The organism is Neisseria sp. P0021.S006 (assembly GCF_051956895.1).
The window spans coordinates 1-1,948 of record NZ_JBQCWZ010000204.1; the positions used below are offsets into that span (position 1 = coordinate 1).

1 protein-coding gene and 1 other RNA gene are annotated in these 1,948 nt (G+C 52.4%); one reads left to right on the forward strand and one right to left on the reverse strand.

The genetic code is table 11. The annotated features are described in order from the left end of the window. Positions 1-1,617, reverse strand: a 1,617-nt coding sequence (locus ACTHUM_RS12530; protein WP_440403012.1) for a DUF3683 domain-containing protein, incomplete at its 3' end; no start/stop codon positions are given. A 257-nt stretch (positions 1,618-1,874) separates the two neighbouring features. Between ACTHUM_RS12530 and ffs the strand changes: the two genes are divergently transcribed. Further along, an RNA gene (ffs, locus tag ACTHUM_RS12535) (signal recognition particle sRNA small type) lies at positions 1,875-1,948 on the forward strand; the annotation flags it as partial.

Below are 1,948 nucleotides of genomic sequence, written 5' to 3' on the forward strand. Positions count from 1 at the left end.
ATACTCACCGAGCCTTTCGAGTGGGATTACCACGTCTTCGTTGATTTTAAAGGCGTTGGTATGTTTGGCGATGGCGGCGGTGCGGCTGCGGTCAAGCCAGAAGGTTTTGCGCGCTTCTGGAGATATGGCGATAAAGCCTTCTCCGTCACGGGCGCGGGCGAGTTCGCAGATGTGTTCGGCGGCTGCCTGCACGGCGGCTTCATCGTCGGAAACCACGTCTGCCAGCAAGACCATTTTAGGTCGGCCTTTGCCTGCCGCTTTGGTGGCATAACCGACGGCACGGACGTAACGCCAGTCTAAATGTTCCAAACCGGCCAGTCGTACGCTTTCATGGGCAAGCAAGAAGTCGCGGATTTCGACGATGGACGGCGTGGCAGTGGCGACCGTACCGAAAAACTCCATACACACGGTGCGCGTGTATTTCGGCATTTTATGCAATACGAAGGCGACGCTGGTGATGATGCCGTCTGTGCCTTCTTTCTGCACGCCGGGCAGGCCGCTTAAGAATTTGTCGGTAACGTCTTTGCCCAAACCGACTTTGCGGAATTTGTGGCCAGGGATTTCCAAGCGTTCGGTTTTAACGATATTGAGACCGTCTGAATCCAGCGTATGTACGTCAAATATGGCGGTTTCTTCATCGTGGATTTTGCCGAAATTGTGGCGCACGCGTTCGATACGCAACCATTCGCCTTGAGGGTTAACCATGTTCCAGTAGGCGAGGTTGTCCAAGGCAGTACCCCACAGCACGGCTTTTTTACCGCCTGCATTCATCGCCACATTACCGCCTACGCAAGACGCATCGGCGGAGGTCGGATCAACGGCGAACACCAAACCTGCCTGATGCGCGGTTTCTTCCACTCGTCGGGTTACCACGCCTGCGCCGCAATGGATAATCGGATGTCTGCCGTCCAAGCCTGCCAGCTCAACGTATTCGACGCCGCGATGCTTGTCGAGTTTTTCGGTATTGATGACTGCGCTGTTTGCGTCCAAAGGTACTGCGCCGCCGGTATAACCCGTACCGCCGCCGCGTGGGATAATGACCAAGTCCAACTCAATTAAGGCGCGCACCAAAGGCGCGATCTCTGCCTCGGTATCAGGATTGACGACGACAAACGGATACTCCACGCGCCAGTCGGTCGCATCAGTAACGTGCGTTACCCGCGCCAGCCCGTCGAACATAATATTGTGCGGCTTGGTGATTTTGCTTAAACGTTCCAAAATCTGATGGCGTTTTTGGATGGTTTCATCAAAACTGCTATCAAAACGTTCGACTGCTTTTTCTGCTGCGGCAACCAAGACATCCACTTGCTGATTGTCGTCGCGGCGCTTGCGGATTTCGTTTAAACGGTGGCGCATTTCCCGCACCAGCGCGGCGCGGCGTTTCGGGTGCTCCAACAAGTCATCGACCAGATACGGATTGCGCACGACCACCCAAATATCGCCCAATACTTCAAACAGCATTCGTGCCGAACGTCCTGTTTTGCGTTGACCGCGCAGGTCTTGCAGGATTTGCCACGCTTCGTCGCCCAACAGTCGGATGACGATTTCGCGGTCGGTATAAGAAGTATAGTTATAGGGAATTTCTCGAATACGCTGAGGGGCAGTAGTCGTGGTCATGGTTGTGTTCCGTTGATGGATGTGTTTTTATATTAAAGGCCGTCTGAAAAATGCAATTTCTTCTTGATGGCGTAAAGTGTTAATGTAGTGTAATTTTCGATATTTTTCAACGGAAAAGACGATAAACATTTCAATGGGAATGATTTGCAACTAGGCAATATTGTTTACAATCTTGTCGTGTAAATGGTTTTCAGACGGCCTGAGAGATTTTATCGCTTGAGTTTTTCTGTAAAACCGCTATAATGCGTTTCTTCTATGGCGGGTCTCCCCGCATGGTAATTCGGAACACCGGGTCAGGGGCGGAAGCCAGCAGCCCACTCTGATGAGCCAG